The sequence below is a fragment of the Paenibacillus sp. FW101-FHT12H11 genome (assembly GCF_058790355.1).
The window spans coordinates 246,520-269,357 of the sequence record NZ_JBYTCO010000011.1; the positions used below are offsets into that span (position 1 = coordinate 246,520).

General features: G+C 47.8%; 23 protein-coding genes and 1 riboswitch. Of the genes, 7 read left to right on the forward strand and 16 right to left on the reverse strand.

Annotated elements, in window-relative coordinates:
* Window position 1: 1 nt before the first annotated feature.
* The 4 genes from AC3WTJ_RS31115 to AC3WTJ_RS31130 all read right to left on the reverse strand — a co-directional run bounded on the left by AC3WTJ_RS31115 (window position 2) and on the right by AC3WTJ_RS31130 (window position 3,189).
* On the reverse strand, window positions 2-598 hold the full coding sequence (locus AC3WTJ_RS31115) for an ECF transporter S component (protein WP_492524992.1): 597 nt from the start codon (window positions 596-598) through the stop codon (window positions 2-4).
* Window positions 599-820: 222 nt separating this feature from the next.
* Window positions 821-931: riboswitch (TPP riboswitch) on the reverse strand.
* A gap of 162 nt (window positions 932-1,093) precedes the next feature.
* Window positions 1,094-1,534: a hypothetical protein gene (locus AC3WTJ_RS31120; RefSeq protein ID WP_492524993.1), complete on the reverse strand. Its 441-nt coding sequence runs from the start codon at window positions 1,532-1,534 to the stop codon at window positions 1,094-1,096.
* A gap of 235 nt (window positions 1,535-1,769) precedes the next feature.
* Window positions 1,770-2,702, reverse strand: a complete 933-nt coding sequence (locus AC3WTJ_RS31125) for a methyl-accepting chemotaxis protein (RefSeq protein WP_492525059.1) — start codon at window positions 2,700-2,702, stop codon at window positions 1,770-1,772.
* A complete protein-coding gene (locus tag AC3WTJ_RS31130; protein ID WP_492524994.1) occupies window positions 2,638-3,189 on the reverse strand; it encodes a hypothetical protein in 552 nt (183 codons plus the stop codon). Before AC3WTJ_RS31130 ends, AC3WTJ_RS31125 begins: the two co-directional genes overlap by 65 nt.
* Before the next feature lie 197 nt (window positions 3,190-3,386).
* On the opposite strand from AC3WTJ_RS31130, the gene AC3WTJ_RS31135 reads away from it, so the two are divergent.
* Entirely contained in the window at window positions 3,387-4,118 is a 732-nt protein-coding gene (locus AC3WTJ_RS31135) for a DUF3105 domain-containing protein (RefSeq protein WP_492524995.1), read from the forward strand.
* A 24-nt stretch (window positions 4,119-4,142) separates the two neighbouring features.
* Here the strand turns inward: AC3WTJ_RS31135 and AC3WTJ_RS31140 are convergent, their stop codons facing one another.
* Window positions 4,143-4,931 carry a helix-turn-helix domain-containing protein gene (locus tag AC3WTJ_RS31140; protein ID WP_492524996.1) on the reverse strand — a complete coding sequence of 263 codons (789 nt, stop codon included), beginning with the start codon at window positions 4,929-4,931 and terminating at the stop codon, window positions 4,143-4,145.
* 119 nt (window positions 4,932-5,050) lie between these two features.
* Between AC3WTJ_RS31140 and pyk the strand changes: the two genes are divergently transcribed.
* Window positions 5,051-6,463, forward strand: coding sequence for a pyruvate kinase (pyk, locus tag AC3WTJ_RS31145; protein ID WP_127457063.1), 1,413 nt, complete (start codon window positions 5,051-5,053; stop codon window positions 6,461-6,463).
* A 187-nt stretch (window positions 6,464-6,650) separates the two neighbouring features.
* Window positions 6,651-7,607, forward strand: coding sequence for a UV DNA damage repair endonuclease UvsE (gene uvsE / locus AC3WTJ_RS31150; RefSeq protein WP_492524997.1), 957 nt, complete (start codon window positions 6,651-6,653; stop codon window positions 7,605-7,607).
* Between the two features lie 244 nt (window positions 7,608-7,851).
* On the opposite strand, the gene AC3WTJ_RS31155 is transcribed toward uvsE, so the two are convergent.
* The gene (locus tag AC3WTJ_RS31155; protein WP_492524998.1) at window positions 7,852-8,763 is read right to left on the reverse strand and encodes a YihY/virulence factor BrkB family protein; all 912 of its coding nucleotides are present in this window, start codon (window positions 8,761-8,763) and stop codon (window positions 7,852-7,854) included.
* Between the two features lie 82 nt (window positions 8,764-8,845).
* Here AC3WTJ_RS31155 and AC3WTJ_RS31160 point away from each other — a divergent pair, with 82 nt between their 5' ends.
* Both AC3WTJ_RS31160 and AC3WTJ_RS31165 read left to right on the forward strand, forming a co-directional pair.
* The gene (locus AC3WTJ_RS31160; protein ID WP_492524999.1) at window positions 8,846-11,155 is read left to right on the forward strand and encodes a UvrD-helicase domain-containing protein; all 2,310 of its coding nucleotides are present in this window, start codon (window positions 8,846-8,848) and stop codon (window positions 11,153-11,155) included.
* An 83-nt stretch (window positions 11,156-11,238) separates the two neighbouring features.
* On the forward strand, window positions 11,239-12,141 hold the full coding sequence (locus AC3WTJ_RS31165) for a manganese catalase family protein (RefSeq protein ID WP_492525000.1): 903 nt from the start codon (window positions 11,239-11,241) through the stop codon (window positions 12,139-12,141).
* A 433-nt stretch (window positions 12,142-12,574) separates the two neighbouring features.
* Here AC3WTJ_RS31165 and tpx read toward each other — a convergent pair whose 3' ends face one another.
* From tpx to trxB, 3 genes are all read right to left on the reverse strand, one after another.
* Window positions 12,575-13,099 carry a thiol peroxidase gene (gene tpx, locus AC3WTJ_RS31170; protein ID WP_492525001.1) on the reverse strand — a complete coding sequence of 175 codons (525 nt, stop codon included), beginning with the start codon at window positions 13,097-13,099 and terminating at the stop codon, window positions 12,575-12,577.
* Between the two features lie 61 nt (window positions 13,100-13,160).
* A complete protein-coding gene (trxA, locus tag AC3WTJ_RS31175; RefSeq protein WP_315955058.1) occupies window positions 13,161-13,472 on the reverse strand; it encodes a thioredoxin in 312 nt (103 codons plus the stop codon).
* 53 nt (window positions 13,473-13,525) lie between these two features.
* Window positions 13,526-14,473 (reverse strand): thioredoxin-disulfide reductase, encoded by a 948-nt coding sequence (gene trxB, locus AC3WTJ_RS31180; RefSeq protein ID WP_492525002.1) that lies wholly within the window; start codon window positions 14,471-14,473, stop codon window positions 13,526-13,528.
* A 352-nt stretch (window positions 14,474-14,825) separates the two neighbouring features.
* Here trxB and AC3WTJ_RS31185 point away from each other — a divergent pair, with 352 nt between their 5' ends.
* Window positions 14,826-15,755, forward strand: coding sequence for a peptidyl-prolyl cis-trans isomerase (locus AC3WTJ_RS31185; RefSeq protein ID WP_492525003.1), 930 nt, complete (start codon window positions 14,826-14,828; stop codon window positions 15,753-15,755).
* 98 nt (window positions 15,756-15,853) lie between these two features.
* On the opposite strand, the gene pdaA is transcribed toward AC3WTJ_RS31185, so the two are convergent.
* From pdaA to AC3WTJ_RS31205, 4 genes are all read right to left on the reverse strand, one after another.
* On the reverse strand, window positions 15,854-16,594 hold the full coding sequence (gene pdaA, locus AC3WTJ_RS31190; RefSeq protein ID WP_157323793.1) for a delta-lactam-biosynthetic de-N-acetylase: 741 nt from the start codon (window positions 16,592-16,594) through the stop codon (window positions 15,854-15,856).
* A gap of 148 nt (window positions 16,595-16,742) precedes the next feature.
* The gene (locus AC3WTJ_RS31195) at window positions 16,743-17,861 is read right to left on the reverse strand and encodes an HD-GYP domain-containing protein (RefSeq protein ID WP_492525004.1); all 1,119 of its coding nucleotides are present in this window, start codon (window positions 17,859-17,861) and stop codon (window positions 16,743-16,745) included.
* Window positions 17,858-18,286: a response regulator gene (locus tag AC3WTJ_RS31200; protein ID WP_492525005.1), complete on the reverse strand. Its 429-nt coding sequence runs from the start codon at window positions 18,284-18,286 to the stop codon at window positions 17,858-17,860. Before AC3WTJ_RS31200 ends, AC3WTJ_RS31195 begins: the two co-directional genes overlap by 4 nt.
* Window positions 18,279-19,832, reverse strand: coding sequence for a sensor histidine kinase (locus AC3WTJ_RS31205; RefSeq protein ID WP_492525006.1), 1,554 nt, complete (start codon window positions 19,830-19,832; stop codon window positions 18,279-18,281). The genes AC3WTJ_RS31200 and AC3WTJ_RS31205 overlap by 8 nt, the downstream gene beginning before the upstream one ends.
* A gap of 158 nt (window positions 19,833-19,990) precedes the next feature.
* On the opposite strand from AC3WTJ_RS31205, the gene AC3WTJ_RS31210 reads away from it, so the two are divergent.
* Window positions 19,991-20,632: a response regulator gene (locus AC3WTJ_RS31210; RefSeq protein WP_492525007.1), complete on the forward strand. Its 642-nt coding sequence runs from the start codon at window positions 19,991-19,993 to the stop codon at window positions 20,630-20,632.
* A gap of 57 nt (window positions 20,633-20,689) precedes the next feature.
* Here the strand turns inward: AC3WTJ_RS31210 and lepB are convergent, their stop codons facing one another.
* The 3 genes from lepB to AC3WTJ_RS31225 form a co-directional block, all read right to left on the reverse strand.
* Window positions 20,690-21,250, reverse strand: coding sequence for a signal peptidase I (gene lepB, locus AC3WTJ_RS31215; protein ID WP_407870247.1), 561 nt, complete (start codon window positions 21,248-21,250; stop codon window positions 20,690-20,692).
* Between the two features lie 73 nt (window positions 21,251-21,323).
* Window positions 21,324-21,977 (reverse strand): hypothetical protein, encoded by a 654-nt coding sequence (locus tag AC3WTJ_RS31220; RefSeq protein ID WP_492525008.1) that lies wholly within the window; start codon window positions 21,975-21,977, stop codon window positions 21,324-21,326.
* 71 nt (window positions 21,978-22,048) lie between these two features.
* Window positions 22,049-22,819, reverse strand: coding sequence for a hypothetical protein (locus tag AC3WTJ_RS31225; protein ID WP_492525009.1), 771 nt, complete (start codon window positions 22,817-22,819; stop codon window positions 22,049-22,051).
* Window positions 22,820-22,838: the final 19 nt, after the last annotated feature.

Sequence of the window (22,838 nt, forward strand, 5' to 3'; positions counted from 1 at the left end):
ATTACCCCAGTGCATCGTAATCTTTCTTGGAAACGGGACGAACCAAGTTAAGCACACCGGTACGAGCCAATGCTTGGGCCAAGTAATAGGCGAATACGCCAGCGATAATGGCAGAACCAATGAGACGAAGTCCAATAAATAAGCAATAATTCCAGAAGGTTAGCTGATCAATATAGCCATAGTATTTATCTATAAACAGGGAGACCACCGCGGACGCGAAGGACGCAAGCACCGTTACCCCCACATTCACCCGACGATATAGGAAAAGCGCGAAAATCAGTTCTGCTCCAAGCCCCTGAAGGATACCGTAGGCAAGCGTCGCTGCCCCCCATGTCCCTCCAAAAAGCGCTTCTATCGTCGCGGCTGCAACTTCCGCCAATAACGCAACCCCTGGCTTCCTAATAACCAGAAAAGCAAATGTAGCCGCCATGAACCACATACCGTAACCTAGTTGATCGACGTGCAGGCCGATCGGTTTGAGACTGTCATATAACGGACCCCATACACGGTAAATCACCCCAAATACCGCCGCGATCACGATCGTGACCAAGATATCGGTTAATTTTAACCCTTTTGCTCCTGTTTCTTTTTGTGCCATTTCTACTTCCCACTCCTTTTCTTGGATACGATTTTCAAATGAGATAGGCGAACACGACAAAAAAAAGCCTACCGGGATGCGACAGGCATAAAATTAGTGCAGAAAGAGGCACTCCATTTCTCTACGCTGGCATTACCCAGAGTTATAATAGGACATTAAAAAAGCCGCAAAAGACAATAAAGTCTCTGCGGCCATATACTTTGACATAGGCACACTACTCCAAAAGTAGCGTACTATCATTCTCTGCGCTAGCATTATCTAGATCAGATCGAACGGTCAGCGGTATAATCCCGCACTCTCAGCCTGACTACTCAAGCTCCCGATAAAGCTATTCGGTTAGTTTATCTCACAGAAAAATCTTACATCAGCATTCTAAAATTAGCAATAAGTTTATTTTACTTCATCTTTTTTTGAGTTATAGGGCTTCATAATTTATGCATTTATTAAAAATAAAAGCACCCCTAAGGGCGCTTTTATAAGCTCATCTTACAATTATTAACTAGCTGTAAATGTGAATAGATACGGATTAACAGTATCGTAGTCAAAATTATGCGATTTAATTTTGAAATAGATTGTATCTCCAGGCTGAAGAGTCGTATTGAATCCATCAGAATTCCCAGGACCATTGTCCGTAGTACTAAATGTATACTCGTACCCACTCGCTAATTTGAGAACAAGTTGCAAGTCATAATTTTTACCAGTAGGAGGACGTAAGTACCCAGATAAGTTCTTACTTGTGCCAGAAGTATTCGTATAGTATTTCCAATCTTCATCTGCTGGTGCGTCAAGTTTCCAAGTATAGTTAATGTTTGCAAAAGCGATTGCTGCATTTTCCTTAGTATCGTTTATACCGAAGATAGCAAATGCAGATTGGGATGAGAATAAAAGAGAAGCAGTTATAACTAGCGCTGGAACTATTTTCTTTAATTTAAGCAAGTTATTTCCCTCCATTTTCATTATTTGGGTATCGGCCGAATATCCTCATACAATATACCATATAATTCTATTATTTTCCAATAAAAATTCAAAAATGGTATTTTCCATGAATTTTTCTCGTTATAGTCGTGCATTCTCGGTAAATAAAATTCGGATAAACAAAAATAAAGATGGACACCGTATGTAAAAACGATGTCCATCTTTATTTTTATCACTCGCAATGCCTTTGGAGAAATTATTTATCCATCAGAAGTTTTAAATCCAGCGTCAATCCGTATAACTGGCGGATGCTATCAACGATATCTTCCACTCGTTTCTGCTGCACTTCCGCGCTTGCGAGCACTTGCTGCACGGATGCAGCAGACTCTTCCGTAATCGCTGCCACGGATGTCATCTCCTCGGCCACCTTCTGGGAAGACAATTGCAACTGCTGGTTCATGCGCTGCAAATTCTCCGCTTGCTCCATGACCTCAGCTGTATTCGTGTTAATAACCTCGAAAAGCTGATCAACACTTTCCGCTGATTTTCTGCCCGATTCTACCGCCAGTTTGCCAACGGTTACCTTCTCAACTGCGGTCTCCACCTTCTGCTGAATAGAGCCTAGAATCTCCGAGATATCCGTTGAAGCTACGTGTGCGTTCATTGCAAGTTTCCGAATCTCACCGGCAACTACGGCAAACCCTTTGCCATGTTCCCCGGCTCGAGCTGCCTCGATGGACGCATTGAGCGACAGAAGATTCGTTTGATTCGCGATATCGGCAATCGTTGTCACGATATTTCCGATTTTCACATTTTCTTCGTTCACTTCATTCATGATGCTCGACGTTTCCGTTACGATCACAGTAATATCCTTGATTTTATGCGTCAGATCCTCCATCTGGCTCTTGCCTTCATTCGTCATGCGAGCTGTATCCCGGGATCTGCTGCTCATCGTATTCGATGCGGATGAGGTCATCTCCACCGTCTCATTCACTTCTTGGATAGCCGCTGTAATGTCCGTAATAGAAGTGGCTTGAGATTCAATACCGATGGAAATTTCTTGGAAAGCCGCAACAACTTCTTCTGTAATTCTGCCTGTCACGGAGGCATTTTCATGAAGCGTATTACTGGAAGTTCCTAGCGCCTCTGTTGTCGTACGGACGCCTGTCAAAACCTCTTCCGTCTTCATCCGTGACACCTCGGACTCCCGACCGCTCTGAGCTACACGGCTTAATAATCGGAATCCTATCTGGCCTTGACCTATTAGCGTAATGATGATTAGCACATAAAAAACCCGACAACGTGGAACAGAAATAGTTCAAATTAACGATTCCGATAACACCATTAAGCAGTAACGGCTTATAATCCATATACAAGGAGACCAGCGCTAAACTTAAATACAAGATAAGCATGCTGGACAAAGCGAGATTATGCGTCATAAAGAAATATGAAATCACATTAAGGCCTATGGCAATAATATACTTGGTGTAAGTGACCCCGATTTTCCTCCAGATCAGCAGCGTGCAAATGAGCGCAATAGGCGCTCCAAAAGTCAGCAGCGTCATAACGACTCCCATGGATCTATAGGAAGCCCCCATTCCTAACACCAAACAAGCCCATAACAGCTTCACCATTAGCCCGTTTCTTTTATGTAGTTCCAGCATTTGTGCTGTCATTTGGTCATACCCCCTCTTTTCTATAATTTTTTCTACAAAAATAGACATTTACTTACATGATTCAACAATTGAAAGGGAAAATCCTCCTTTTTCTATGCCCAAAACGGGATCTTTACAAAGAATTTGACTTCTTGCCTCTATCGAAACTACAATATGTAGTGTATGACGGATTATTAACGTAAAGGAGCTCATATCAAATGGATACTACCACCATGCAGAACGGATCGAATCTTACTGCAATTTTGCTTTATATAGGGGCAGCACTTTTCATTTTGGCCATCATTGGTTACGTGCTTGCCGCGAAGACGAACAAAGCGAACACGAGCAAGCTGAAAAAAGCCGAGAAGATGGCCCTGCACAAAAAGCACAAGACTTGGATGCTGCTGTCTCATGCTCTTATAATTTTAGCGGTTTGCTCTTTAGGAACTTCTCTAATCCAGACCTCATCCAACAAATATAGCGTCGAAAAGCTTAATTACAATGCGCCTATCGAAGTCACGACGGATAAGGATTACGGGCGCAATCATGATGAAGGTATGCTGACCTACGAGATGAAAATCCCAACTTCAGGCACGCATAGCCCGCATGATTTAAAGTTTGGTTTTTACAAGGAAAGACCGACATATGCGATGCTTGTCCATAACTTGGAGCACGGCGACATCATCATCTACTACCATCCCGATGCGCCTCAGGAACTCAAGGATCGCCTCGACTATTTGAGCCATTTCAAACAAGCTGGCGCCGGTGTGCTAGCTGTACCTAACCAGGATGTGCCCAGCGATAAAGAGGTTGTCGTAACCGCCTGGACGAAAACGATGCAGCTTCCTAAGTTTGACGAAGCCAGCGTGGGAACTTTCATTTACCAGTATATCGATAAAGGCCCTGAAAAGATCCCGCCTGAAGTGCGCCGTGGCGGCGGAACGATGTAGTCAATCCAAGTAGATGAACTCCCGCTATTTACGGACGTTTTCGCGGTCGGAGACCAGATCCGTCGGCACTAGCCCAGTCAACCTTTTAAACACACGATAAAAATAGGACGGGTCATTGTACCCGATGAAATCGGATATTTCTGTCACTGTTAACGCCGAATGCCTGAGCATGTATACCGCGGTTTTGATCCTGGCTGCATGCACGAATTCACTGATTGTCTGTCCTGTCACTTTGCGAAAAAGGGTCGCCGCGTAGTTCGGCGATCTGCTAATGCAGGCACCCAATTCTTCCTTGGTGACATGCTCCCGGTAGTGGTTCTGGATGTAACCCTTCATCTGCTCGACTAGTTGCAGCGTAGTGCTAGTTGCAGCTTCTTGGTCCCACTCTCTCTGCAAATAAACGAACAGCTCTGTCAACAGCGCTTCACACAGCGTCTGATAATAGGGCTGTTTGTCCTGCCATTGCTGATGGATATGTCGCAACCGGTCTAGAATCAGTTCATATTTGCTTGTGAATCGACTTGTGGCGCTAGGCAGCTTAAAAAGCGGAAATGCCGCTTGAGCTTGAACGGCTCTCGGATCAAATTGAACGACATATTTTTCGTGCAGCATGGTTGGAACACTTCGTCCGTAAAAGGGAATACTGCTCGGGATGAGCAGCCATTGCCCCTTCTCCAGCACCTGCTTTTTTTCCTCGATCCAATACACGCAGCGGCCATAAGTAACAAGCACAAGCGTCCAATCCTCGCAGCCCTCCTGTGATTCCCCGTACCAATTGCTGCTTTTATCATACGTGTAGCTTGATACCTTCATTTTCCACCACCTAAGTACTATATTCCATATAGCATACTATATTTCATGGAATTTTGTCGAAATAAGGCATATAATGAAGCCAAAATTGATTCGTTCACAACGAAAGGAAGTCCTAAACAATGCGTAAAACGAAAATCATTTGCACCATGGGACCTGCTTGCGATTCCGTCCCGACTCTAAAGGAACTCATTCGCTCCGGTATGAGCGTTGCCCGACTGAATATGGCTCATGGCGATTTGGATGAGCACCGCGGACGCATTCAGCGCGTTCGTCAAGCGGCTCAGGAGTTAGGTGTTGTCGTTCCGATTCTGATGGATATCAAAGGACCGGAAATCCGCATCGGACAACTGAAAGATGCTTCCTATGATTTAAAAGCCGGCGATCGCATCGTCCTGACGACAGAACAAATCGTCGGCGACGGCAGCCGCGTTTCCGTGAATTACCCTGGCCTTCCTCAGGACGTTAAGCCAGGCAACCTTGTGCTTATCGATGACGGCTCCATTGAGCTTCGCGTTGAATCCATCGATGGCACGGAAGTGATCTGCAGCGTCTTGAACCAAAGTGTTCTCAAGCAGCGTAAAGGCGTTAACTTGCCAGGTGTTCGCACCTCTCTGCCAGGTGTCACTGAGCGTGACGTGATGCACATCAAATTCGGTATCGAAGAGAACATCTCCATCGTCGCGATGTCGTTCGTGCGCAACGGGAACGATGTGCAGGAAGTTCGCGGCATTCTGGAGCAGCATGGCGCAGGCAATACGCCGATTATCTCCAAAATCGAGAATGAAGAAGGCATGACGAATTTCGCTTCGATCCTTGAAGCTTCCGACGGCATCATGGTTGCCCGCGGAGATCTCGGGGTTGAAATTCCTACTGAAGAAGTACCTATCGCGCAAAAAGATATGATTCGTGCTTGTAATCTAGCCGGCAAGCCGGTTATCACAGCAACGCAAATGCTGGATTCCATGCAGCGTAACCCGCGTCCGACGCGCGCAGAAGTGAGCGATGTCGCGAACGCCGTGCTTGACGGCAGCGACATGGTCATGCTTTCCGGCGAAACCGCTGCAGGCAAATATCCCGTCGAGTCCGTAACGATGATGGCGACCATTGCCGAGCGCGTTGAGCAGACGATGGAGCGCAGCTCCATGATCGATGCACAGCTGCAATCGAACAACGAAGTGACGGAAGTGCTGTGCCAAGCGGTTGTATCTTCCGCGAATAAGCTGAAGGCAGCGGCGATTCTGACGCCGACAGAGAGCGGATTTACCGCACGGATGATCGCCAAGTACCGTCCGGAGGCGCCGATTATTGCGGTGACTTCCAATGAGTACGCGATCAATCTGCTTAGCATGGTACAGGGCGTAATCCCGATCCATGGCGAGTTCTGCGAGTCGACGGATGCGATGATTCGCTCGGCGATCGGACATGCCGAAACACTTGGCTACGTGAAAAAAGGCGATCTTACCGTCGTTTCTGCTGGTGTTCCTGTCGGGAAATCGGGAACGACCAACCTGTTGAAGGTTGAGCGGGTTTAAGTCGGTTACGCTATTTTGGAGAGAATCGGATAGATCGGATAAAAAGAGAGATTAGATGGATCAGAGAGAACAAAGAGATCCACAATTGAGAAAAGACGCCTTATGGGTGTCTTTTCTTGCTTGTAATAACCTCAGCCAAGGGGCACATTAACGGTAACTTTATCATGCACTTTTAACGGGAGGTTTCATGATTATCCGACTTGGATTCGTATCGATTGCGCTCGCGATTTTTAATAATACGCCCAGCTCGACATTTACGTATAAGCTGTTCTCGCAGCGGCCGCGAGAGGAAGCCCTTCAGCGTGCGATTGCTATCGGACGCAAAAACCTCGAAGCCACGCAGCGCATCCTCTTTTACAATGCCGCTCATGGGATTCGCTTGTTCCGTCTTTCTTCGTCGCTCATCCCGCTCGCCACGCATCCGGATGTGCAAATTGATGTAGCCGGCGAATATAAAAAAGAGCTCAAGAAACTCGGCGAATTCGCCAAGGCACATGACATTCGCCTCAGCATGCACCCCAACCAGTTCACCCTGCTGAACGGAAGCGACTCGGTGGTTGCGGCGGCGATTCAGGACTTGCGCTACCATGCTGCGATTCTCGACGGGATGGGACTGGATGAATCGGCCATCATCAACATCCACGTCGGAGGCGTGTACGGCGACAAAGCAGCCGCGACAGAGCGGCTGTTTGCTAAGATCCCCGAGGTGCCGGATCACATCATGAAGCGGCTTACTTTTGAAAATGACGATAAAACCTATACCCTCGAGGAAACCCTCGCCGTGAGCGAGCGGCTGCAGCGTCCCTGCATGCTGGATTTGCACCACGATTGGTGCAACCCTTCGGAGGCTACACCTCAGGAACTGCTCCCGCAGATCGTGAAGACTTGGGGCGAGGTCCCCATGAAAATCCATATTTCTTCTCCGAAATCACCAAAGGATACGAAGGAGTTTCGCTCCCATGCTGACTACATAGAGCCGGAACAGCTCGTAGCTTTCCTCAAAAGCTGCAAGGAAGCAGGTCTGGAGCGAGTCGACGTCATGATAGAGGCGAAGATGAAGGATCTTTCCTTATTCCGGCTGGCAGAGCAGCTCGGCAAGATCCGAGGGATTAAGCGGATTGATGGAGGCATTTTGGAGTGGTAAAGAAAAACCGTAGAACGTAGCGGATTTCGCTTGGTTCTACGGTTTTTCGAGTTCGGTTGAACGAGAGGCTCTGGCCGAGCCGCGGGGTTATTAGGCAGCTAGGAGGAAGCAACAGGTATTAGTGCTGATTACTCCCCGGAGAAACCAACGATTTAGATGGGGCTTCTCCAGTATTCCGTTTCCTGGGCTGATGCAGCTCGGATTAGAGGTAGACTTTCCATATGTTTCGGACATCCGTGACCTGTTACCACACAGTCCTATCCTTCTTATCCTGCATGTCCTGTTTATCCTGCCTCTCCGGTTTATCCGGCCTGTCCCGTTTATCCAACGGAAAGGTATGAACATGATCCTGCATCTTCACATGCTTCAGGGCATTGATCTCCCCCCCGATAATAATGAGCAGCGCGGAGATGTAGAACCAAGTCATAAGGACAATAATCCCCCCGACACTGCCATAAGTGGCGCTATAATTCGTAAAGTTATTCACGTAGAAAGAGAAACCTAGACCTGTCCCCTGCCAGCCAAGGGAGGCGAATAAGGCGCCGGGGAGCACACTTTTACACGTCAGACAGGTGTTCGGAGCTATGTAATAAATGCCTGTGAAAACAATGAACAGGATAATGAAGTTAAGTATCCAGCGAAGATTGTTCCAAACGTTAACCTTCGTTGCCGCCAGATGAACATGCGCCTGTACCCAGTCGCCAATCCAATGGCCGAATACGCTCAGAAGCAGCGCGGAAGCAATAACAATAAGCATGCCCAGCGTCAGCATAACCGCCAGAAAACGCGAGTGAATAAAGCTTTTGCGCTCCGGCAAGCCATAGGCTTTATTCACGGCTATCACGATCGCGTTCATCGCTGCGCTAGCGCTCACCAAGGCGAGGATTAACCCGAAGGACAAGGTTCCGCCTCTTTTTACATCGAGCAGATTGGTCAAGGTATCCTCAAGCCAGCTGGAAACGGCGCCTGGTATGTAGTCTTTGATTAGCGCCACCACATCGTCAGATGAGAATGGCAAGTACCCGAGCAAGCTCAGAATAAAGAGTAGAAACGGGAACAGCGACAGCAAGAAATAGTAGGCGCACTGTGCAGCCAGCCCCGTAGCATCGTGCTTTTGGAATTGGTGCCAGAGCAATTTTAAGTTAGATATAACCATTGGCGGAGTTATCCTTTCATTGCTCAAGAATTGTGATAAAATAGGTAGTTCAGTCCTGCAAGGAACAGGTGATTACCAATTAATGAACTCTCTTTCTATTTACCCTACTCCAATAAGCTCTAAACCGGCCGCTGAGCGAAAGGTTCCGCATGCGCAGATGGCCCGGTTAACGAATAGCTCCGATTTTGTGCCCGACGAGGATCGGGACGCTTATTTTTTCCGCGATTTGGAACGCCATCGCATTTTGTTGAATGAAGCGCAGGTACAAGCTGTGCGCCATTTCAAGGGTCCTCTTCTCACGTTAGCGGGAGCAGGCTCTGGCAAAACAACCGTGCTGGTATGCCGAGTGGCTTATTTGCTGCGCGTTCACCGAGTGCATCCGTCGAATGTGCTGCTCATTACATTTTCGAAAAAAGCCGCTGAAGAAATGCGGGAGCGCCTCACTTCCCTGCCTGGCCTGGATGCAAGTATGACTCACTCGATGCAAGTGAGGACGTTCCATGCCTTCTGCCTCCGGTTGCTGCGAATGAACGGGTTCAATCAGGAGATTCTGAGCGACGGCCGTTATCAGCAGATTGTTTTCAAACGTATCATGCTGAGCATGGGACTTCAGGATACCTACCAACCCGAGGTTCTCATCTCCATCCTCTCCTCCTACAAAATGCAGCTGATCAACGTCAGCGACCTTCCCGAAGATACGGAAGAAGATCAGGAGATGAAGCGAATTTTTCTGCAATATGAACAGTGGAAAATGGAGCAGATGAAGATTGATTTCGACGATATTTTGATTCTCGCTTATCAGCTGCTGAAGGACAATGGCGATATCCTGCGCTCGCTGGAGCGGAAGTTTTCTTATATCAGCGTCGATGAATTTCAAGATACGAACACCGTGCAGTACGAGATTATTAAAATGATCGCTCGAAATCATCAAAATTTGATGGTCGTCGGCGATGATGACCAGACCATTTATTCGTTTAATGGAGCTCGGAATGCATTTATTTTACAATTCCATGAACAGTATCCTACTGCGACGACAGTCACGCTCGATATTAACTATCGATCCACTTCGAGTATCGTGGGACTGGGCAATGCCATTATTCGGCATAACGTTCAGCGCAAGAGCAAGACACTGCTCGCCACCAAACAAAGTGAAACGAAACCGCTGTATGTGAGGCCCGCCAGCAGCGATGATGAAGCCGATTGGCTGATCAACGATATTCGCGTTAAGGTCGCTGAAGGTGGCTGCGCGTTTGGGGATTTTGCCATTCTGTACCGTACCCAAAGCAACAGCAGGGCCATTATTGAGCAATTGATACTGCATAATCTGCCTTTTGTCGACTATGGCAGCAGCGATTCTTTCTATGAACAGTGGATGGTCAAGCCGATAATCGATCATCTTCGGATTGCTCATGAACGCCGCAATTTTGAAGCGATAGAGGGTGTCCTACCTTCATTATATATAGGGCGTGACCAAGGCATGCGGATTATTCAGGAGCAGGAGGCGATTCAGGCTAAAAAGTGGCCGTTGATCCACCTTCTGGGCTTGCCGCAGCTGAAGGATTTTCAGAAAGAAAAGCTTAAAAGCCGCATCCGACTGATCAAGTCGCTTGCCGAAATGAAGCCGCTGGAAGCCATCCAGGCGATCCGCAAAGACTTCTACGACGCCTTCCTGGAGACGAATAAGCGAAGCAAGCTGACACATCACCGGGAGATGCTGAAGGAGACGCTCGACGAGCTGGAGTCCTCTGCCAAGCGTTTCGATTCGGTGGAGCAGTTCCTTTATTTTATCCATGAAGTCGCAGAAAAACGCATGGAAATGAGCGCACTGCCAAAAGACCATGCCGCGAACAAAATTTCGCTCATGACGATTCATAAATCCAAAGGCCTTGAGTTCAAGGTGGTCTACTTGCTCTGTGCAATCGAGGGTAACATGCCGCATAGCTCGGCACTGGAAGCGAACCAGCTGAACGATGTTCAGCTGGCCGGCGTCACCGCGCGCGACAAAACCGCCGCCGCGCTGGAGGAAGAACGGCGACTCGCCTACGTCGCCGTCACGCGCGCCAAGGCCGAGCTGCTGATCAGCTCGCCGGTGTATTATCGCGGGAAGAAGGCGGAGCCTTCCCGCTTCCTGCTGTCCGCGTTCCCTGACGCGGACGGGATGGTCAGCCGCAAGCCTGTGGCGGCGGCTGTGACGAAGGCAGCCGCGCCGCGGACGGCGGCTGCGAAGCCAACCGCGACGGAGTCGGTCGCGGCGTGGGTTTGCGGCCAGGCCGGCTGCAAGGCCTGGTCGCGCATTTCTTCGCCGCAGGAATCGCGGCGAACGGCGAAGACGTGCCCCTTGTGCGGCGGGGCCATGGTCAAGGGCAGCAGGCTCGTCCCGCTCGCCCGCTAGCTCGCTAGCTCGTGGCGGCTTGCATGAGATGCCGCCGGCTTGGTTAGAATACATCCGTATCTGACCAGTTGGAGGGGATCATTTTGATCAAAAGATTCAATCGCTTGGCTATTGAACTGCCACAGCCGACAACAGCCGATCCAAACGCAGCCGCCGCTGTGCAAGAGCTGCTTGGCGGTAAATTCGGAGAAATGTCCACGCTGAACAATTACATGTTTCAGTCGTTTAATTTCAAGAATAAGACGAAGCTGAAACCTTTCTACGACCTTATTTCCAGCATCACTGCTGAGGAATTCGGCCATGTTGAGCTTGTTTCACACACGATTAACCTGTGTTTGGCCGGTGCAACGAATCCCGGTGATCCGGATTCAACACCTTTGGCGGCTGCCAAGGATGTGCGCAATACGCAGCATTTCATCTTTGCCGGTCAAAATGCGCTTCCCGTGGACTCCATGGGCAAAGCTTGGACTGGCGAGAATGTGTTCAACAGCGGTAATCTCATCCTCGATTTGCTGCACAACTTCTTCTTGGAGTGCGGAGCCCGCACACACAAGATGCGCGTCTACGAAATGACCACGCACCCCGTCGCTCGCGCGATGATCGGCTACTTGCTGGTTCGGGGAGGCGTTCACGTTGTCGCTTACGCCAAAGCGCTTGAAGTGGCTACCGGTGCGGACGTGACCAAACTTATACCCATTCCGAGCTTGGATAACAGAGCGTTCAACGAAACTCGCAAGTATGAGGAAAAAGGGGTTCACCGGGTTTTGTACCGCTTCAGCGATGAGGACTACCGCGACCTGGAACAGATCTGGAAAGGCACACACCCTGAAGACGGTGGCGATTTGATCGTCAAGGAGGGCATCCCGGAAGGCGGCCCGATTCCAGAGTATGCAGATACCCCGGAAGAGTTCGCCCCTGGCATATTCCCGGAGGACTTTATGAAAATTGCCGCAAGACTTCAGCAGTCTGCTGGCATTCACGTATAAACGGGGGACTTCATCCTAGCGTTAGGTTGGTCAATATTCATCCTTGAGGAACCACAGGCCACTATTCTAGCAAATTCAGCCCGTTTCCGCGTTCAGCGGAACCACAGGACCTTATTTGACCGCTCAGCCCGTTTTCTTCAAAAAAACGGATAAATAGCGTCCCACAGTTCCCCTCTACGCGAAAAAGAGCCTATTTCGATGAAATAGTGCCCTGTAGTTCCCCTCGCTGGGGTGGAAGGAGCCATTGGAGGTTTCGCCGATGCGCTTTTGCGCACAGACTTCGCCATACGTTGGGTCCCTCGCTTGGTTGGGCTTTCACCAACTAGATCATGCGTGCTGTTGGGCACGCCACTGAATCAAAGGTAAGCTTCGCTTACCCCAAAACGTCAAAAAAAGGACGAAGCAGGAATCACCTGCCTCGTCCTTTTATTATTTAAACAAGCTCTCTCAAAGCTTGGAGCGCCGCATCATAATTCGGATGCTCTTTCATTTCCGTTAAATATTCAACATAACGAACTGTATCGTCAGCATCTACAAGGAAGATCGCCCGTTGATCAAGCTGGATCTCTTTAATCAATACGCCATACGCTTGGCCGAAGTTACGATGTTTGTAATCGGAAAGTGTGATGACTTTATCAATTCCGGCAGCTCCGCAGAAACGGCTTTGCGCAAAAGGAAGATCCACGGAAATCGTCAGGATGACAACGTTATCCCCCAGTTTATCTGCTTCCACATTGAATCGGCGCGTCTGCGCATCGCAAGTTGCCGTATCGACGGAAGGAACAACGGAAATCAGCTTAATTTTACCCGCATAATCCGACAGGCTCACCTCTGTCATAAGATCTTTATTCACCTTAAAATCAGGTGCTTTATCGCCAACTTTAATCTCCGGCCCTAGCAGAGTGACGGGATTTCCTCCAACTGTTGCTACTCCTGTGCGTTCTTGTACTTGTGTCATTATAGTTCGTTCCTCCTGAATGGTTGATGTCGTTCATATGTTTTGATGCCGGGAAAAGGGATTAAGCTTGCTCGATTACTGCTTTAAGTTTCTCTTTGGGTTGCACGCCTACCAGCTGATCCACCACTTGCCCGTCTTTGAAAACCAGCAAAGTTGGAATGCTCATAACGTTATATTTAGCAGCGGACTCCGGATTGTCGTCCACGTTGATTTTTACGATTTTGGCTTTGTCGCCAACCTCGGCGGAGAGTTCATCCAAGATCGGAGCGATCATTTTACATGGGCCGCACCATGGCGCCCAGAAATCGACGAGTACAGTTCCACTACTTGTTTCACTTTGAAAGGTTGCATCGGAAATTTGATTAACTGACATGGCTAATTCCTCCTAGAATTTAAGTTATTTTAAATTTGATGGTTATCTGCTGATTATTTGCTGCTGACAAGAGCTGCGGCATGTTCCGAAATATATCGTTCTGCATCGAGTGCCGCCATAGCACCGCTGCCTGCTGAAGTGATGGCTTGACGGTAAATGTGATCTTGCACGTCGCCGCAGGCAAATACGCCTGGTATTGCTGTTTTGGAAGTTCCCGGGATAACCTGCAGGTAACCGAGCTCGTCGGTTGGCAGTTGACCACCTAAGAATCCTGTATTCGGCGTATGACCGATTGCAAGGAAAATGCCATCTGCTTCAAGTAATTCTTCTTCGCCTGTTTCGTTGTTGCGCACTTTAAGTCCTTTGACCCCAAGCGGTCCTGCCTCTACTTCCAGCGGCGTGCGGTTCAGGCTCCAGGCCACTTTCTCATTGCCGCGGGCGTGATCCTGCATGATTCTTGACGCCTTCAGATCATCACGACGATGCACGACGCGTACTTCCGAAGCGAATCTGGTCAAAAATTGTGCCTCTTCCATCGCGGTATCCCCGCCGCCAATCACGATAATTTTCTTATTCCTGAAGAAAAATCCGTCACAAGTGGCGCAAGTGCTGACACCTTTTCCGATGTTCTCGGATTCGCCAGGGATGCCCAGCTTCTTAGCCGAAGCGCCTGTAGAGATAATGATAGAATCCGCAGTCAGTTGGCCCCCACCTTCTAAAAATAACGTGAATGGCCGTTTCGACATATCCACTTCTGTTACGCGCCCCGATTGAATCTTAGCGCCGAAGCGCAGCGCCTGCTTCCTCATGTTATCCATTAGTTCAGGGCCCATAATACCGTCCGGGAAACCTGGGAAGTTATCCACCTCCGTTGTAGTGGTTAATTGGCCGCCAGGCTGTATGCCTTCGATGACAAGCGGCTCCATGCTCGCTCTCGCTAAATAGATCGCAGCCGTTAATCCGGCCGGTCCTGTTCCGATAATAATCGCTTTGTGGTGCATAGAAAATGCCTCCTTTTATTGATCGATATTTGTTGATTTCATATTGTTGATTGTGCTTGTTGTCTATTTCGTATTTCTTTGTCTCTTAATTCTTATTTCTAGTTTCTTATTTCTCACCGTTATTTTGTTAGCAAATTAATTTGATGCAAACCTTATGAATAGATCATATCAACTTCATTTAAATTTGTCAACAATTAAATTGTATACAAATTAAATTCAAAATAGAAACCTTTTCTCCTTCCAAAAACCGGTTAAGCCTTCATAAAACATTCAGTTAGACTTCATGTGGGCTTCAGATTCCATAGGCATAATAGAAGCATGTCATCCAGAGACACACACTGAAGGAGCAATTATGACTAAAACACAAATCAGATCTAATCGCACATGGAAATGGGTATCAGCTGTCCTGCTGATCTGCCTTATCGCATATATCGCTTTCTACCCACCAACTAAGCACGCTGCGGGCAGCGCGGGAACAATAGAACCCGTCGCCAAAGTCAATGGCGTCAGCATCAACTCCGAACAGCTATATCAAGCTATGCTCGCAAGCGGCGGTCAGCAGACTCTTGATTCCATGATTTCCGAGGAGCTCATTAATCAAGAAGGTCAAAAAGCAGGCATCACCGTCACCGACGAAGATATTGATAAAGAAGTTGCCAATGTAAAAGGCTCTTATGGTTCTGACGCTGAGTTCCAGCAGGCACTCACTTCTTACGGTATGACCATCGACGATCTCAAGAAAAGCATGAAATCGCAGGTCCTTTTGAAAAAAATATTAACGCCTCAAATCACAATTACAGATGATGAAATCAAAAAATATTACGATGAAAACCTCGAAACTTTGAAGGTTCCTGAGCAAGTTCAAGCCTCTCATATCTCCGTAGCGACGAAAGAAGAGGCAGATGCTATTGTAGCCGATTTGAAAAATGGGGCCGACTTTGCCACGGTGGCTAAAAGCAAATCTTTAGACACAGCTACCAAAGATAATGGCGGATCCCTTGGCTACATCTCTAGCGGCAATATGGACGAAGCTTTCGATACCGCGGCCTTTGCTTTAAAAGTTGGCGAAACCAGCGGCGCTGTTAAGACAAGCACGGGTTACGACATCATTAAAGTAACAGACCACAAAGCAGCTTCTACCCCTACCATGGAGGAGAAAAAGGAGGATATTAAGTCGGCGATCACGACTCAGAAACTGGCTTCCCTCTCCACCACATGGCTGCAGGATAAAAAATCCCAGTCGACGGTTGAGAACTATTTAAGCAAGCCTGCAGGAGCTTAATGGATTCTTCCATCTATTCCACTGAACGTGGAGCCAGAGGCGGCTGCCTCCACGAACAGCACCAAAAAAGGATGCCCAAGGGGCATCCTTTTTTCATTTTATGGTGTACGAGTTTTCATTTCGTCCAAGCTCTTGAACTGATAACCTTGACTTCTGGCGTCGTCAATGATTTTGGCGAGCGCCTCCGTGTTATCTTTGGATACGGAATGCAGCAAAATCACCGCGCCAGGATGCAGCTGCGCCATCACATTTCTATACGCATACTCCCAGCCTTTTTGCTGCTTGGGCTCCCAGTCGCGGTACGCAATGGACCAGAACACGTTCGTGTAGCCCATCTGCTGGCTGACGGCTAGCGACTGACCATTGAAGATGCCCCGCGGCGTGCGCAAATAATGCATCTCCTTCTGTCCAGTGACCGCGCTCACGCCATCTCTCACTTGATCAAGCTCTTTCTTGATCCGCTCAGCGGAAATTTGGCTCATATCCGGATGGCTCCAAGAATGGTTGCCAATCAAGTGGCCCTCTTGCGCCATGCGCTTAAGCAGCTCCGGCTCGGTTTTGATATAATGGCCGGTCACAAAAAAGATCGCTGGCACTTGCTTTTCTTTTAGCACGTCCAGAATTTTGCCGGTATACCCCTGCTCATACCCATTATCAAACGTCAGGTACAATTCTTTGACCGTTAGATCACCTGTAAAAATAGCCCCATGCTGCTTCAACAGATTCTTGAAGCCTTCTTCATCAATGGAGGGACGTTGTCCTTTGGTGCTTTTTTTGAAGCCGAAATGATAAGACCCGTCAGCGGATACGAGCATGGCCTGTCCGAACAGCATCGCCATCACGACGGTAAGGATACGGATGTAATTCACGGGTGCAGATTCACTCCTTGCCTTCTGTGGTTGAGTTCAGCCTTCATAGACTGTTACTACTATTCCACAGAAAAGGCTGGAGTAGGCGTGATTCGAGCAGGGTAATATTGGATGTTATTCAATCAATGACTTTCCCGAAAATCTCCACGATATCCGAGCGGAACGAATGCCCCACCAGCTTTTGAATTTCGGCATAAGCTTCCCGTTGGGACATCTCTTGCCTGTAGGAACGCGGTGTCGTTAGCGCCAGGAATACTTCCACTAATCCTAGCATCTGCGATAGCAGCGGGATTTGGTCCCCAGCAAGCTGATACGGGTAGCCGGTGCCGTCCACTTTTTCATGATGATACAGGAATGCCTTCTCCACCTCTTGAAAGTCAGGGATGCCTTCGCATAATTCCTTGGCCATGTAGCAGTGCTCCTGAACAACTTCGAATTCGAATTCGGACAGCTTGCCTTCCTTTTCGAACATATAATCCGGCAGCTTGACCCTGCTAACAAAATGCAAAAGCGACAGCAGATCAATCTCCCAGTCCTGTACGCTCATTCCCCCATAAACCTTCACCAGTGATTTGAGCAGCATGCTCATCTCTCCGATTTCTTTCCGCGAGGTCTGGGTTTTCCGCTCTCCAACGGGAATAAAACTTTGCAGAAGGTTAATCACCTGCTGTTTCTGCTGCTGGAAAGCCAAAGCTTCGACACGTTTTTTGAACTGGTTGCGTGAAACAAGGATGACTCCCCCCAAGATCGCACTTCCAAATGTATACACACCTCTGGTTATGGCAGCAATAATCGGTGAAATGTCTCCAACTATAACAGAAGTTGGCCCGAATATGGTGAGAAGCACGACGTACAGCATAACAATGAGGCAGCCGTATACATATATTTTGGTATCTACCAGCAAACTAAGCAGAATGGGACAAAAGGCAATCGCCACCCACATGTGCCACAACGACAAAGGGTTGTACAGCGTAGTCACGACAACAACAACGAAGATGATCATTGGAGATATGAGCTTTGTATACACATTCTCTTTGGGCAAGTTCTTTTGAATGACAAGAATTCCCCAACAGAAAAGCGACGCCGTGAGCGAAGTTACCATATAAAGATATGATTCCGAGTCTCGGATAACGAGCCAGTAGAACATCCCGCCAATCGTGCATAACGAAGCCATACTTGCGATGATGAACATCATCAGTTGATCGACGGGCTGATTCCCGAGGCGCTGCAAGTTCATATAAACGAACTCCTTTTGGAGGCTGGGTAGGTTCCGAACTCTTTGCCTTGGAAATAAGAAATTCCTTTCATAACCTCATCAATGGTCGACAATATGGCCTCTGGGCTCGTATCCTTCATTAAATAACCGTCTACGCCGGCTTGAAAAGCACGATAAATATCCTCACTTTCATCAAATGCGGTTAGGATAATAATTTTCATCTGCGGATAGATGCTCTTAAGCGCCTTCGCACCTTCAATAATCGGGATGCCGGGCATCTTGAGATCCGTCAGCAGCAGATCCGGCACGATGGAGAGGGCGTGCTCAATCGCTTCACTGCCATTGGAGGCTTCTCCCATTACCGTGTAAGTGCCACAGCTACCAAGCAGCATTCGGAGGCCTGCCCTTACGATGGAACTGTCATCAGCAATAATGACTTTATACATAAGCTGTACTCCTTTCGCGCGGTATATATGCGGTAACTGTTGTTCCCATAGCTTCTTCAGATTGGAATGTAATTGAGCCATTCAAAGCTCTGATCCGGCTCTCCATACCGCCTAATCCAAACCTTCCCTCTTGATGCCTTTCCACGGACTTCATTCCGATTCCGTCATCCTTAATCATTACCGTCCATTGCACGACCGTAACTTCAATCGTAACGTGAAGATGCTTCGCTTTTGCGTGTTTGATGACGTTATTGGCCGCTTCCTCCACCAAGTGATAAATCGCGCCTTCGACGTCCACCTGTTCTTGCGAAACCCAACCGATATGTTCAAAAGCCGGCTTTACCCCCGTGTGCTCCGTGATGCGCTGCAGCATTTTTTCAATCGCGTAATGGAGATTCAGCGTTCTCTTTTCATCCTTAAGCTCGGTAATGAATTGCCGGATATCGCGGTGGCTTTCTTTCACCTTCTTCTCGATCTCGGTTACATAAGGGAGCACTTCATCCCGCGCATGCGCGGGCAGGGCATTTTTCAGCTGAAACAGCTGAATAGAAATAAAGAACAGCTCTTGTGTGATGCCGTCATGAATGTTCTGTGCGATTGTATTGCGCTCTATCGCGACCGCTGCTTCCTCAGCTTCCAGCAGCTCCTCGTCGCTGAAATGAATGGCTTCCAGCCTCATAAGAAGGAACTGGATGTACATTTTGTGCAGGATAGATAATTCATTTTTCTCCGCCTTCACCAATAGCCAGCCATACGATTTCCCGTCCCGATCGAGCAGTGTCTGGATGTACAGCGACTCTAGTTCACCTGTGGGAGATGGCAATTGTGCGTACATCCTCTGACCGTGCAGTGACGTATTTTGCTTCATATAGTTCGTGAAATAGGTATGCTTCCAACTCAGCGCTTTCTCGTTCTGTCTATCGCTTTCCATACAGAGAATGACTTCACGCTCATCCAAAATTTTCTTGAGCAGCCCTTCTAAATAAAGAATGCCCCCCTGCTTCCTCGGCTGTCGCGCCATAAAACGAGAGGAATAAATCATCACCAGCTTGCGGTATTGTTTACGTACTGCTTGGATGGCGTAATGTGCAAAACTTATCAAACAAAAGTAACCGAGAACAACAAAGCTATAATCAAAATGGTTCAGCAGATAGATGTACGCAGCCCTCTCAGAAGTCAGCGCAAAGATGAACGGGAGTAAAAGCGCATAACAAAAAGAGAGCCGGTAAAACCCCCGCCATGTCACGAACCGTTTGACCATTAATAGGCCGGTAAAACAGTAGATTAAGAACGGTGAGGACAACCCTCCTGTTAGCCAAAGCAGGTAAATCCCAAAACCGATATCAACAGCAGATGCTGCAATCGTGGCTTTTTTACCCATTTTAAAAAGATATAACAGACTGTAGGCCGTGTGAAAAAGTACCGCTGCCAACAACAATCCCGGCGTCACGTTCCCCGATTTGGTATAAATCAGGAGCCCCATCAACAGCAGCACCCATCTGCCTCCAAAAAATACATACAAGCTCGATTTGGTAGTTAGAAACATCGACAAATACTCCTAAACTTTATCAATTCTTAATGGTCTTTCGACTACATTTGTTATACAATGAAGCAGTCAACAACAATCATAGGTAAAAAGCACTAGGAAATTATACCTAGTTTCAGTATATCATAGATCGCATCAATTTGGAGGGAAACCAATCGATGAATATGATTATCCTTGATGACCATCCGCTTGTTCGCAAAGGCATTTGTACCATTGTTTCATCTGGTCAGTTCATGAATATTGTTGGGGAAGCAGCGAATACGAAAGAAGCTCTAAGGCTTCTGGATCAGACAAACCCCGATCTTGTGCTCGTAGATTTGAATTTGGGAAATGAGAACGGCATCGATTTCATTCAAGAGGCACGCAGGGCTGGACATGCTTGTAAATATATCATTTTAACTTCATCTATCACGCAAAGTGAGCTTCAGCTCGCACAGTCCATGCAAATTGAAGGCGTCTGTTTAAAGGAAGCGTTTCCAGAAGATTTGTTGTACGGCATTGAAGTTGTCGCTCGCGGTCGTAAGTACTACGATCCGGTGTTGATGGGGTCGATCATGGAACATAAATCAGGCAGGGAAAAGCAAGAGTTGTCTGAATTGACTCCCAAAGAACTTGAAGTGTTGATGTCGCTCGGTAAAGGCCGCTCGAACAAAGAAATCGCTAACGCCCTCTTTATTACGGAGTTTACCGTCAAGAAGCACGTGAGCCAGGTTCTGGCCAAGTTAGAACTAGCGGATCGGACGCAAGCCGCTTTATATGCCTTGTCCAAAGGGTTGGTTCAATTCGAAATGCAGCGTTAATCACCTATACATAAAGGAAGATCCGCCGGGATAACCCGCCGGATCTTTTTTTTGGCTTTACAGGTCAAGAGGCTCAGCAATCCGATGCATCGGCAGCAGCGAGAAGACGGCATAACCTTTCACATCTTTGATGTGTACAGGACCCAGCGAGGGGTCACGGCTATCCTTGCTTTCGCCTAAGTTGCGATTGTCTCCAACTACGAACAGGTAGCCGCTTGGAATCGTCTGTACGTCCATATTTTCCGACTTGCCGGCTGTATACAGCTCAGGCAGCGGTGTTTCGTTGACGTAGATGACGCCATCTCGAATGAATACGCGATCGCCTTGAACGGCAATGACACGTTTAATAATGCTGAATTCTAACCGATCATCCTTGATTACAACGACATCGCCGTACTTCGGCGTTTTAAAAAATAGCGATACTTTATTCATCAGCAGAACATTGCCGCTTTGCAGCGTCGGATTCATGGAATTACCAGAAACCCTCGTCAGTCCTATCATGTTATTAATCAATATAAAGGCTAGAGAGAGCAGTAAAATGAATCGAACCCAACCCCAGAATTCACTTTTATGCTTAGTCGCTGCCGGCTTCTTACGTGCCAAAACTTCATCTGCCATGATACTTTCCCACCCTCGCTAACTTCTCGCTAAAATATGATTGATTGTACGTGACATGACTAACACTTGCATCTTATCTCTGTTGCCCATAGACATCCGAAATGACCGTTGGCGGTTGGATCTCCGGTTGTGTCGCAGGTGGTACTGAAGGTGGTACTACTGACGGCGGTACTACAGGCTGTGTTGTCGGTGGTGCTGCAGGCGGTATCGCTGGTGCGCTAGGTGGCGGCGCTACCAAAATGATTGGCGGGCTCTGCGTGAATACCATAGCCGGCGGTACGTAGCTGCCTGCTAATGAATCCATGGCATCTTTGGCGCTGTCGAGAATGGTTTGCAGCTTATCCAAAATTTGTTTGCGGTCCTGCTCCGTTTTGACCTCCGTGCCGGCAAGCAGGCTTTGTGCATGCTGTTCGAGTGCCTGCAGATGAAGCTGTTTCTGCGTATCTGTGAAAGATTGAAGACTTCTAGTGGACGCTTCAAGTCGAAGCTGCAATTCTTTCTTTAACATTTCCTTCTGCGCATCCGTCTCTGATTTCATGGATTGATCCAATCCTTGGATGACCTGCTCCGTCTTCTTGTTAAACCAAGAAGCCATTGCACCGGCAATATCCATATCTGCATAGGAAATTCCAGCGGACGCCGTGAGAACGACAGTTAAAGAAACAATTCCGGCTGCGACAATTCGCTTGGACTTCATCTTACGCTTCTTCTCATTTCTGCTCATCATGTCCATTCCTCCCTTTTCTCAAAGTAAGCGTATGGCCCCGAAACCGGGGCCCGTCCGCTTAAGGCATTTTATTATTTCAAACCGTTAAGTACGATGTTCTCCAGAGCTGTTTTACCTGAAGCTTCAAGAGCGTCGCCTTTATCCGTAATTGTTTTAATGTTAGCTGCTTCCAACTCATCAGCAAGCTTTTGAAGTTCTGCCAATTTAGCTGCAATTTTAGCTGTTAAGTTATCTTTAATCTCTTTGGATGCTGCTGTTCTTTCTTGGCTCAGCAAGTTGTTCAGCTCTGTTTTTGTCGTTTCAATTTTTGTAGTCAATGTCGCCGCTGCTTGCGTTTGCGTTGTTGCAACGCCAGCTTCCAGCGCATTCAAAGATTTTTTGCCTTGCTCGTTTACATCGTGGATGATGTCTAGTTTGCCAGCAAATCCAAGCCCATCGATAACACCATTGTTAAAGTTGTTGGCATCACTTACGACTTTGTCGTACTCGCCAGGCATGTTAGCTACAATGCTTCCTTTTTTCGCATCAATGGCATTGGAGTACGCCGTTACTTGGCCGTTGATAGCACCTTGCGTTTGCGTCGTTTCTGTTGTACCCGCTGTTTTCACATCATTCACAGCACCATTGTTGATCGCTTTGTAATCCGAAACCATCTTGTCGTTATTGGAAGCAACGAAGCTTGCAACGTCTCCAGCTACTAAAGCTTTTGTTACTTTAGACGCGCTGTTATACCAGCTTTGAAGCTGTCCGCCCGCGTCTGTTGCTGCAAAAGCTGTTCCCATACCCGCTACTAATCCTGTTGCGATAACCCCAACTGCTAATTTACTTTTCAATGCTTTCATCGTTCATCAATCTCCCTTG

Bases quoted from the DNA above. Each gene is read 5' to 3' on its own strand.
- AC3WTJ_RS31115 (WP_492524992.1), bottom strand. From the start codon at position 598: ATGGCACAAAAAGAAACAGGAGCAAAAGGGTTAAAATTAACCGATATC.
- AC3WTJ_RS31125 (WP_492525059.1), bottom strand. From the start codon at position 2,702: ATGAAGACGGAAGAGGTTTTGACAGGCGTCCGTACGACAACAGAGGCG.
- AC3WTJ_RS31130 (WP_492524994.1), bottom strand. From the start codon at position 3,189: ATGACAGCACAAATGCTGGAACTACATAAAAGAAACGGGCTAATGGTG.
- AC3WTJ_RS31135 (WP_492524995.1), top strand. From the start codon at position 3,387: ATGGATACTACCACCATGCAGAACGGATCGAATCTTACTGCAATTTTG.
- AC3WTJ_RS31140 (WP_492524996.1), bottom strand. From the start codon at position 4,931: ATGAAGGTATCAAGCTACACGTATGATAAAAGCAGCAATTGGTACGGG.
- pyk (WP_127457063.1), top strand. From the start codon at position 5,051: ATGCGTAAAACGAAAATCATTTGCACCATGGGACCTGCTTGCGATTCC.
- uvsE (WP_492524997.1), top strand. From the start codon at position 6,651: ATGATTATCCGACTTGGATTCGTATCGATTGCGCTCGCGATTTTTAAT.
- AC3WTJ_RS31155 (WP_492524998.1), bottom strand. From the start codon at position 8,763: ATGGTTATATCTAACTTAAAATTGCTCTGGCACCAATTCCAAAAGCAC.
- AC3WTJ_RS31160 (WP_492524999.1), top strand. From the start codon at position 8,846: ATGAACTCTCTTTCTATTTACCCTACTCCAATAAGCTCTAAACCGGCC.
- tpx (WP_492525001.1), bottom strand. From the start codon at position 13,099: ATGACACAAGTACAAGAACGCACAGGAGTAGCAACAGTTGGAGGAAAT.
- trxA (WP_315955058.1), bottom strand. From the start codon at position 13,472: ATGTCAGTTAATCAAATTTCCGATGCAACCTTTCAAAGTGAAACAAGT.
- trxB (WP_492525002.1), bottom strand. From the start codon at position 14,473: ATGCACCACAAAGCGATTATTATCGGAACAGGACCGGCCGGATTAACG.
- AC3WTJ_RS31185 (WP_492525003.1), top strand. From the start codon at position 14,826: ATGACTAAAACACAAATCAGATCTAATCGCACATGGAAATGGGTATCA.
- pdaA (WP_157323793.1), bottom strand. From the start codon at position 16,594: ATGGCGATGCTGTTCGGACAGGCCATGCTCGTATCCGCTGACGGGTCT.
- AC3WTJ_RS31195 (WP_492525004.1), bottom strand. From the start codon at position 17,861: ATGAACTTGCAGCGCCTCGGGAATCAGCCCGTCGATCAACTGATGATG.
- AC3WTJ_RS31200 (WP_492525005.1), bottom strand. From the start codon at position 18,286: ATGTATAAAGTCATTATTGCTGATGACAGTTCCATCGTAAGGGCAGGC.
- AC3WTJ_RS31205 (WP_492525006.1), bottom strand. From the start codon at position 19,832: ATGTTTCTAACTACCAAATCGAGCTTGTATGTATTTTTTGGAGGCAGA.
- AC3WTJ_RS31210 (WP_492525007.1), top strand. From the start codon at position 19,991: ATGAATATGATTATCCTTGATGACCATCCGCTTGTTCGCAAAGGCATT.
- lepB (WP_407870247.1), bottom strand. From the start codon at position 21,250: ATGGCAGATGAAGTTTTGGCACGTAAGAAGCCGGCAGCGACTAAGCAT.
- AC3WTJ_RS31220 (WP_492525008.1), bottom strand. From the start codon at position 21,977: ATGATGAGCAGAAATGAGAAGAAGCGTAAGATGAAGTCCAAGCGAATT.
- AC3WTJ_RS31225 (WP_492525009.1), bottom strand. From the start codon at position 22,819: ATGAAAGCATTGAAAAGTAAATTAGCAGTTGGGGTTATCGCAACAGGA.